This is a genomic window from Mycolicibacterium agri, from assembly GCF_002553505.1.
Taxonomy (GTDB): Bacteria; Actinomycetota; Actinomycetes; order Mycobacteriales; family Mycobacteriaceae; genus Mycobacterium; species Mycobacterium agri.
In genome coordinates this window covers 1-9658 of record NZ_PDCP01000135.1, presented here as the reverse complement: position 1 = coordinate 9658, position 9658 = coordinate 1, and the positions used below count along the sequence as shown (strand labels likewise).

Sequence of the window (9658 nt, the reverse complement as noted above, 5' to 3'; positions counted from 1 at the left end):
ACAACCGCACCGGCGAGTCGGGCGGACGGGGCCAAAACAGACCGTCCTACCGGGGCCAAATCAACCTGTCACAGCCAGTTCACGCACCCAAAGACCGCGACTACAGCTACGGCCTCAATGATCCCGATGACGCCCACGTCGCCCACGCGGCGCTCATCGGCAAAGCCAACGCCATCGTCACCGATGATCGCCGGGCCGGGTTCAGCACAGCAAGCGTGCTCGTGGAGGCCGACATCGAGACCGTGCACCCACATCAGTTCGCCGCCAACACAGTGGCAGCACACCCGCATGCAGGGATACGCGCGTTGCGAGAGATGTCGAATCGCCTAACCAACCCGCCGCAGACCCCGGAACAGATCCTTGAGCTACTGGTGACACGGCACAACATGACCGAGGTCGCCGAGATCCTGTTGCCGCTGCTGGCGGAAGACACCCGGTGTCCCGGCTGACCACCTCGATCAACTTCAGGCGACTGAGATTCACACACCGAAGACCGGACAAGAACTGGACGAATCAAACTATCCACCGAGTGCATGACCCGTGTTCATGCAGGTAGAACGTGGTGGCCAGAGCCGGAATCGAAGCGGGTACGAACCCAGACTCAGCCCGGTCCGAGGTGCTCACGGACAATCGCGAGGTCCCGTGAGCGGTCACGGGCGGGTTGTCGGTGCCCCGGCCTACTGTGACGCCGACAACACCGCTGCATCCAGGGAGGAACCCATGAGGCTCGACGAACTGCAGACGCTCATCGCCAGCTCGCGCCCCGCCGAGTGGCGGCGCATCAAGCTGTCGGGGCCGACGTATCGTGACCGCTTCGGTGCGTGGAGCAGTCCCGCCGACGGCACCTCGGGCATCGACCACGACAGCCACGTCGAGGTGGCCGTGTACCGCTCGGACATCGACCTCACTGTGGCGTACGGGATGCCGGAGAGCCAGCACGAGCACAAGCTCAAGTTCGACTGGTCGGAGAACTTCCCCGACTCCGAGATCCGGGAGATCAGCATCGCCGACTTCTTCTGGCGCGGCTCGCTGGTGGACCGGGTGAACTACGTGTACGTCGACGGCGGGCGAGGAATCGTGCCGCTCGGCAGTGGGCACCAGGGCCTGCGCATTACGCAGTACGGCCTCGCGGTGGCGCGGCTGCTCAGCGGAATCGCGGAGTACGACGAGTTCGACCGGTACTACTCCTCGGTCCCGTACGAGCTGCAGGACTGACAGCCGTGACTCTGACGCTGGTCGATCACCGCCGCGGTAGTGCGAGCAAGTACTCCTGGCTCCCTCCGTTCGACTTCGAGGTGCCCTACGAGAACGAGCGCTGGTGGGATGAACCGCGGTACTACGCCGTTGATGAGCCCTGGTTCGTGCAGGTGCTGGAAGGCGGCTCCGAAGTCGCCCGCGTCGAGCTCGACGATCCCGGCGGTGTGAACCCGCAGTACCTCGGCGTCCCGAAGCTTGGTCCGGAGCGCCTGGAGATCCAGTTCTTCGAGGTGGCCACCGCCGCCCGTGGCCGTGGTGTCGGTACCAGGGCGGTGCGGGCGGTGGAAGACCGGCACCCGGACCGACGACTGTTCGCCTACAGCGAGGAGTCGAACGAGTTCTGGGAGTCACTCGGCTGGGAGCGGTTCGACCACCCCGACGGTGAGCAGTTCCACCGGCCGCTGTTCATCCAACCGGCCCGGTAGACCCTGGCCGGAGTCACGTACGACACACCGGTCACAATGGTCCCGCCCAACACGTCGGTACCACACCATAGAGTGGCGGCAACGACAGGAGCCGCGGCTGAGGGGAGCGCGCGATGGCGGACCGGTCGGCGATCGAGTGGACCGAGGCCACCTGGAACCCCGTCACCGGCTGCGACCGCGTGTCTGCAGGCTGCGACCATTGCTACGCGATGACGCTGGCCAAGCGCCTCAAGGCGATGGGCTCGTCGAAGTACCAGCAGGACGGCGACCCGCGCACCTCCGGCGCCGGATTCGGCGTGACGGTGCACCCGCAGGCCCTCGACGAGCCGCGGCGCTGGCGCAACTCCCGAGTGGTGTTCGTGAACTCGATGAGCGACCTCTTCCATGCTCGGGTGCCGATCGACTTCATCCGCGACGTGTTCGACGTCTGTCGTGAGACCCCGCAGCACACCTACCAGGTGCTCACGAAGCGCAGTCTCCGCCTGCGGCGTGTGGCCGACAAGCTGGACTGGCCGCACAACCTCTGGATGGGCGTGTCGGTGGAGAACGCCGAGGCGCTACCGCGCGTCGATCATCTCCGCGAGGTGCCAGCCGCCGTGCGTTTCCTGTCGTGCGAGCCGCTGCTCGGGCCGCTCGACGGGATCGATCTCACCGGCATCGGCTGGGTGATCGCCGGCGGCGAGTCGGGACCCAGGTACAGGCCCATGCAGCTGTCGTGGGCGCAGGGCATCCGTGATGCGTGCACCGAGGCCGAGGTCCCGTTCTTCTTCAAGCAGTGGGGCGGTCGCACCCCGAAGGCTGCCGGTCGAGAACTCGAAGGCCAGCTGTGGGACGAGATGCCCGAGGCCGCTACGGGGTAGATCACACCACCTTGCGGATGACGTGCTGGTGGGGCTTCTGACCCTTCGTTTCAAATTCGATCTCACCAGACTTCACCAGCGCCCGAACCGCTGCCGTGAACGCGGTCTCCTTGGCCTCCCCGTAGAGATCCCCGAACACCCCCTTGACGTGACGGACGACTGCCTTCGGCTTACCGTCCTCCGTCAGTCGCCGCAGGTTGTCGGTGATGTGTGCGATCGCCTTGGAGTGTTCCCTCTCGATCTGGTCGGCCACGGTGTCCCACAGCATCCCTTCGCGTTCGTCTGGGTCCGGCCCGAGGAAGTCGATCCACTTCTCGCGAGCTTTGGCAGCGGCGACACCGAAGACCCAGAAGCCGTGGGGATCCTGGGTGAGAAAGATCAGGTAGTAGACCGGCTGGTGGTGGACCTGCCGCCGCACCGGTGCGACGACGAACCCGTACCCCGTTCCGCTGGCGAGCCGCCTGGCGTACTCGATGGCTACGGCTTCTGCGGCTGATTCCCAGTTCTTCCCGTTGCAGGCGGCGTAGGCCTGCAACGCGACGTCTCGCCACCACTCGCCGCCGCACACGGCATCTGCCTTCGCGACTCCGCCGAGGTCTAGTTGGCCCTTCTTCAGCTGGCCACCTGCTCGTCGGATCAGGTCCGCGCTGAAGTTCAGCAACACCTCTGTCCGCGGCCAGTTGCCACGCTTGTGGAGGATGCCCCTGATGGAGTCCATCGGGAGCACGGCGCCGCAAGGGTCGAGGAAGACGAACAGACTGGCCGCGGCGGCCAGCTGCAACGCCTCGTCAATGTGATCCCCACAGTCACCGTTGTAGCCGTCGATGTGAATACCGCGGGCGCGGTACTCGTCGGCCACCGTGTCGAGAGATTCGTAGTCCTTCGGATCCTTCTCGACCAGGAGAAGATCGATCTGGGTCGTGGCCTTGACCTTTTGCGAGGCGATCATCATGTGCTCTGCGGAACCTGCTTCGCCGGTTTCGAAGCGACCACGGCCAGCGAACCCATCGAAGAGTACCGACCGCTTCGGATTCAGCCTGCTCGCCGTCATCGTCGCGAACCTGATGACGTATTGCTCAAGAATCGCGTGCTTGTAGACAGACTGCGGTCTAGGGCTTTCCAGCAATCCAGCATCTGTTCCGGTCGCCATCGTGGTTGCCCGGGACCATCAGCGCCGCGTACAGCTTGAGCAGAAGCCGCTAGCTTCCGGTCCAGGTGAAGTGGCCGTCGATCCCGAAGATCGTGTTGATGCAGTCACTGCGCTCGGCCCCCTCAACCCATGGATACGCGTCTAGAAGCCTATGCCGCACACCGGACTACACCGGGCGGCGCGCCGTCACCGGAGATCCGCTTGGGTGGGACGCTGCTCCGACATCCCTGCTGCGAGGTCAGCGGGTTCTGCTGCGTGCACCGTCGAGGCGGCGGTGGATCATCGACAGGGTTCCCAGCACGTCGAGCGCGTCCTGTTCGCTCGCCTCCCACACGAGTTTGGGCTCGTGGGCGGCCGGGTTCCGGAACGCGGCGAAGATACCTTCGGCCAACAGCGCGACACCCTCCTGCTCGTTGCGCTCGGTGACGGTGGAGCAGTCCGTGAGCATGACGCGCGGCTGCTTTCCGCGGAGCGCCGCCTGCACCAGCGGACGCCCATCCTCATCGAGTCCGGACTTCTCCCGCAGCCGTGCACCGAGTCCCTTGACGGCCTCGAACAAGGCCTCGTAGTAGTCGGTCTTGAGCAGCTCGGTTCGGCAGTAGAGGAGAACCTCCGGGTGTGCGCCGCGTTCTATTAGGAGCGTGCGAAGGCGCTCGCTCCGGGCGGATGCCTCCGATGCCGTGGTGGCCTTCTCAGCGGGGCCGATGGTCCCGCTTGCGCGCACCCGGTAGCCCGAGAGCGACAGCACCTGGTTCAGCTCGTCTCGGGCCACCGCAGCCTTGGCCTGGCGGTCCCAGACCATCTCGGGCTTCATCGCCGCGATGACGACAGCCAGGACCGGTCGGCCGTCACCCTGCGCGTACTGCTTCTCCTGCATGCTCGCGGCAAGGCGCTTCCACTTCGTCTGGCCCTCGCCCAGAGGGTCCGACATCCCCACCGACGCGAGTATCCGTGTCAGCTCGGGTCCGGTATACAGCTCTCCGATGATCCTGGCGATGTTCTCGATCGAGCCGTGACCAAACGGTGCGATGGTGCTCGCTGCCATCGCAGCAGGCTATCGCTGCGGGCTGACAGACCCCACGACACGCGTACGCCTTGAACCCTCAGTCTCGACCGCCTCCGCCGCCTAGGCTCTCTGACGCACGCGCCGATAGGTTGGGGGAACAATGGGTTCGATCCACGAGGTGATGGACGCGTTCCGCGAAGCGCCGTCGAACTCGGAACGCGGGACCAAGTTCGAGAAGCTCATGGTCCGCTACTTCGACCTTGATCCGCTGCTGTCGCAGCAGTACGACGAAGTGTGGCGGTGGATCGACTGGCCTGGCCGTAAAGGCAAGCCCGACACGGGAATCGACCTCGTCGCCCGCGTGCGCGACAGTGGCGAGTACACGGCGATCCAGTGCAAGTTCTACGAGGCGACGCACCAGCTCCGCAAGGAGGACATCGATTCGTTCTTCACCGCGTCGGGCAAGAACCCGTTCACGAACCGAATCATCATCTCGACCACCGACCGGTGGGGAAAAAACGCTGAAGACGCTCTCGAGGATCAGACCATCCCGGTGCAGCGAATCGGTCTGGCGGAGATCGCTGACTCGCCGATCGACTGGGACATCGCCTGGGTGGACGGCGACCTACAGATCAACGTCTCCGAGGCGACCCGTCACGAGCCGCGTCCGCATCAAGCCACCGCGATCGAGAAGGTGTTCGCGGGTTTCGCCGCCGGCAACGACCGCGGCAAGCTGATCATGGCGTGCGGCACCGGCAAGACGTTCACCGCGCTCAAGATCGCCGAGCGCACGGCAACTGAGAACGGTGGCAGCGCACGGATTCTGTTCGCGGTTCCGTCGATCTCCCTGCTGAGCCAGACGCTGCGGGAGTGGACGGCGCAAACACAGTTGGACCTGCGTGCGTTCGCTGTCTGCTCGGACACGAAGGTGTCCCGCGCGGCGGAGGACATCAATACCTACGATGTCGCGATCCCAGTGACCACGAACGCGGCGACGCTGGCACATGAGATGGAGCATCGCAAGCGCGCCAAGGGCCTGACGGTCGTGTTCACGACCTACCAGTCGCTGCCGGTCATTGCAGACGCGCAGAAGTTGGGTGTAGCGCCATTCGATCTGGTGATCTGCGATGAGGCGCACCGCACCACCGGTGTCACGCTGGAGGGGTTTGACGAGTCGAACTTCGTGCGGGTCCACGACGAGGACTACCTGCACGCGACCCGCCGCTTGTACATGACGGCGACGCCGCGGATCTACGACGAGACAGTGAAGGCGAAGGCTGACGAGCATTCCGCCGAGATCACCTCGATGGACGACGAGACAAAGTACGGCCCGGAGTTCCACCGTCTGTCGTTCGGGGAGGCCGTGGAGCGAGGCTTGCTCACCGACTACAAGGTGCTTGTACTCACTGTGGACGAGGAGATGGTCGCCGCGCCGCTGCAGGCCCAGCTTGCTGGCCCCGACGGAGAACTGCGCCTCGATGATGCGACGAAGATCGTGGGCGCCTGGAACGGTCTGGCCAAGCGTGCTGGCAAGACCCCGGACGGTCAGGGATTCGCGCCGGGTGAGGCACCGATGCGCCGGGCGGTCGCGTTCGCGAGGGACATCGCCGCGTCGAAGAAGGTCGCGGATCTGTTCCCCAGAGTCGTGGACACCTACCGAGAGATGCTCAGCGACAGCATCGACGACGGCCACGATGTGAACACCACCAATCTGGATCTCGCCGTGCAGGTTCGCCACGTCGACGGCACCTACAACGCGCTGGAACGCAACCGCGAGCTGCAGTGGCTCAAGGCGCCGCTGCCGGAGAACGAATGCCGCATCCTGTCCAACGCGCGGTGCCTGTCCGAGGGCGTCGACGTTCCAGCACTGGACGCGGTGATGTTCCTACACCCCCGCAACAGCGTTGTCGATGTGGTGCAGTCAGTAGGCCGGGTGATGCGCAAAGCCGAAGGCAAGGACTACGGATACATCATCCTGCCGGTCGCGGTGCCCGCCGGCGTCTCACCGTCACAGGCGCTGTCGGACAACCGTCGATTCAAGGTGGTGTGGCAGGTCCTCAACGCTCTGCGCGCCCACGACGACCGGTTCAATGCGATGGTCAACTCGATTGCACTGAACACCTCCTCGCAACTGCACGTCACCGGAAAGGGTTCCGATCAACTCCTCGGTGGGCACATCGGCCCGACGACGGAGAACCCAGAGAGCATCGGCGGCGGCGAGAGCGCCGGCCCTACCGGCAGTGGGGAGACAGGTTCCGACCCCGCCGCGGGTGTCGCGGACGGGGACAGCTCTGATGGTGGGCGGTTGGCGTCGCAGATGGCGTTGTTCTCGCTGTCGGAGTGGCAGGAGGCGATCTACACCCGCATCGTCGACAAAGTCGGCACCCGCACCTACTGGGAGGACTGGGCCAAGGACGTCGCCGATATCGCCGCTGCCCTGATCGCCCGGATCAAAGTTCTGATCGACGGGGCCGACCCTACGGTGACTGAGGCGTTCGCGAAGTTCCATAAAGGCTTGCAGGACAACCTCAATGACTCGATCACCCGCGACGACGCGATCTCCATGCTCGCACAGCATCTGATCACCGCTCCGGTCTTCGACGCTCTGTTCGCGGGTCACGAGTTCGCGGCCCACAACCCCGTCTCCCGCACCATGCAGGCGATGGTGGATCAGCTCGGCGAGGCCGGTTTGGAGGCAGAGACTGAGCACCTCGAAGGCTTCTACGACTCGGTGCGCATCCGTGCCTCGGAGGTCACCACCGCCGACGGCAAGCAGCAAGTGATCGCGGAACTCTATGAGAAGTTTTTCAAGGTCGGCTTCGCGAAACAGGCTGAGGCATTGGGCATCGTCTACACCCCGGTCGAGATCGTGGACTTCATCCTCCGCGCAGCTGACCACGCCTCCCGTGAAGCCTTCGGCCGCGGTCTCACCGACGAGGCTGTTCACGTGCTCGACCCGTTTACCGGGACGGGAACGTTCATCACCAGGCTCATGCAGTCGGGCCTCTTGCGCCCGGAAGACCTGGCCCGCAAGTACGCCAGCGAGTTGCACGCGAACGAGATCATGCTGCTCGCGTACTACATCGCTGCGGTGAACATCGAGACCACCTATCACGCACTCACCAAGGCCGAGTACAGCCCGTTCGAGGGAATCGTCCTCACGGACACGTTCCAGATGACCGAAGACGACGACTCGATGGACACGGAGATGTTCCCGCAGAATAACTCTCGGATCGTGAAGCAACTCTCGGCACCAATCCATGTCATTGTCGGTAACCCGCCGTACAGCGTCGGACAGGGTTCGGCCAATGATCTGAATGCAAACCTCTCATATCCGACCTTAGATAAGCGTATTGCCGCGACCTACGCGGAGCGGTCAACTGCGACCACCCAACGAACGCTGTACGACTCGTATATCCGAGCGTTCCGCTGGGCCAGCGACCGGATCGGTAACCACGGTGTTGTCGCGTTCGTATCGAACGGCGGTTGGATTGACGCCAATTCCGCTGACGGAATCCGCTTGTCGCTCGCGAGCGAATACTCGCGAATCTATGTCTATAACCTTCGGGGCAACCAGCGAACGGCTGGAGAGCAGTCGAAACGCGAGGGGGGCAAGGTGTTCGGCTCCGGTAGTCGCAACACTGTCGCAATCTTCATTGGGATCCGCAATCCTGAACAGGGTGGCCCCTGCGAAATCTTCTATCGCGATATCGGCGATTACCTCACGCGCGAACGGAAGCTGGAGATTCTGCGGGATGGGGCACTGGAAACTGTTGACTGGCAGCTGATTACGCCGAACAAGCAAGGCGACTGGGCCAGCCAACGGAGCGATGAGTTCGCCACATGGCCCGTGATTGGTGACAAAGCCGGCGGTTTGACGGTCTTTGCAAACCATTCATTGGGACTAGGGACGAACCGAGACGTCTGGTGTTACAACTTCAGCAGGCTCGCGGTCGCGTCGAATGTCCGCCGAATGATCGACTTCTACGATTCGCAGGTCGATGGCTACGCTACATGGTGCGATGAGCACCATGTTATCGACCGCAAGGCGGCGATCGATGAGTTCATCGACGCAGATCCGCGAAAGATCAGCTGGGGCGGCACCCTAAAAGTCGACGCGGCATCAGGCAAACGCATTCACTTCGACGATTCATCGATCGTTTTCGGACGCTACCGTCCGTTTCATACCCAGTTCGTGTACTTCCAGCGCGATCTAAATCACCGTGTCTACCGGATGCCGATGATTTTCCCGACTCCGCGCCACCACAATTTGGGCTTCTATATCGTGGGCACAGGCGCCGTAAAGCCGTTCGCGGTGATGATGACTGACAGTATTCCGGATCTCAATTTCTATGGCTCCGAAGGCGGCCAGTTCTTCCCCCGCTGGACCTACCAGAAAGTCGAATCCGACCACGGCACGCTGGATCTCGACGCGGGAAAGGGCGAAGTCGACGAGTACGGCTACCGACGAATCGACAACATCACCGACGGCATCCTCGCGCTATACCAGGAGGCGATCGGCGACCAGGTCACTAAAGACGAGATCTTCTACTACGTGTATGGCCTGTTTCACAATCCGAAATACCGGCAAGCCTATGCCGCGGACCTGAAGAAGATGTTGCCGCACATTCCCACTCCCGAATCGCGCGAACGGTTCGACCAACTCGTCAACGCCGGCCGGACACTGGCTGAGCTGCACGTCGGCTACGAAACCGTCGAGCCCTACCCCGTCAACATCCAACTCAAGGCCGGCGCCGATCCTGAAGACCGCGAAACCTGGCGGGTTTCAAAACTGAAGTGGGCCAAGCGTAAAGACCCTGAATCGGGCAAGAGTGTCGACGACCTCACCACGCTGATCTACAACCCCAAGGTGACCATCGCCATGAATCGCCCTGGATTCGCCGGAGGCTCGAGCTATTGGATTCCGACCAGGGGTTGGTCGGTCCGTGATGCATCGTAG

The 9658-nt window shown here is 63.3% G+C and carries 7 protein-coding genes; 5 read left to right on the top strand and 2 right to left on the bottom strand.

Going from position 1 to position 9658, the window contains the following annotated elements; genetic code table 11:
* From CQY20_RS32080 to CQY20_RS32065, 4 genes are all read left to right on the top strand, one after another.
* The coding region (locus CQY20_RS32080; protein WP_234816513.1) for a VapC50 family PIN domain-containing toxin at nt 1-449 on the top strand (449 nt) is incomplete at its 5' end.
* Between the two features lie 271 nt (nt 450-720).
* Entirely contained in the window at nt 721-1215 is a 495-nt protein-coding gene (locus CQY20_RS32075) for a hypothetical protein (protein WP_097945116.1), read from the top strand.
* A 5-nt stretch (nt 1216-1220) separates the two neighbouring features.
* Nucleotides 1221-1682 carry a GNAT family N-acetyltransferase gene (locus CQY20_RS32070; RefSeq protein ID WP_097945114.1) on the top strand — a complete coding sequence of 154 codons (462 nt, stop codon included), beginning with the start codon at nt 1221-1223 and terminating at the stop codon, nt 1680-1682.
* Nucleotides 1683-1795: 113 nt separating this feature from the next.
* Nucleotides 1796-2542 (top strand): DUF5131 family protein, encoded by a 747-nt coding sequence (locus CQY20_RS32065; RefSeq protein WP_097945112.1) that lies wholly within the window; start codon nt 1796-1798, stop codon nt 2540-2542.
* A gap of 1 nt (nt 2543) precedes the next feature.
* Here the strand turns inward: CQY20_RS32065 and tcmP are convergent, their stop codons facing one another.
* Nucleotides 2544-3692, bottom strand: coding sequence for a three-Cys-motif partner protein TcmP (gene tcmP / locus CQY20_RS32060; RefSeq protein WP_097945111.1), 1149 nt, complete (start codon nt 3690-3692; stop codon nt 2544-2546).
* A gap of 238 nt (nt 3693-3930) precedes the next feature.
* Nucleotides 3931-4737, bottom strand: a complete 807-nt coding sequence (locus CQY20_RS32055; RefSeq protein ID WP_097945109.1) for a TIGR02391 family protein — start codon at nt 4735-4737, stop codon at nt 3931-3933.
* Between the two features lie 121 nt (nt 4738-4858).
* On the opposite strand from CQY20_RS32055, the gene CQY20_RS32050 reads away from it, so the two are divergent.
* Nucleotides 4859-9658, top strand: coding sequence for a DEAD/DEAH box helicase (locus CQY20_RS32050; RefSeq protein ID WP_097945107.1), 4800 nt, complete (start codon nt 4859-4861; stop codon nt 9656-9658).